1 protein-coding gene is annotated in these 283 nt (G+C 29.6%); it reads right to left on the bottom strand.

Annotation, left to right across the window (positions count from 1 at the left end; all coding sequences use genetic code 11):
- The coding region (locus G3997_RS04430; RefSeq protein WP_296648718.1) for a restriction endonuclease subunit S at positions 1 to 283 on the bottom strand (283 nt) is incomplete at both ends.

The following is a 283-nucleotide window of genomic DNA, read 5'->3' as shown; positions in this document are numbered from 1 at the left end:
TATTCTTTTTGAATCAAATATATCTATTATTTTTCCTAATTCAATAACTTCCCATCCCTTAGGAATCATACCAAGCTCACTATCAACCATCTCTCCACCACTACTCTTATAAGGCTCACCATACTCATTAGGAAACTCAAAATCAACAAACCATCTCTTAAAAATACTTTGAGCCATTTCTTCYAAARTCTTATTCATCTCATTATTTAACTCWATCTTATCATCTAAAGAAGATAAAATACTAGCTATCTTTTCTTGTTCTTCTATTGGAGGTAATTTTATT

This window comes from Romboutsia sp. 13368, from assembly GCF_018336475.1.
Classification (GTDB): Bacteria; Bacillota; Clostridia; order Peptostreptococcales; family Peptostreptococcaceae; genus Romboutsia.
This window is presented reverse-complemented; position numbering and strand designations above follow the sequence as displayed.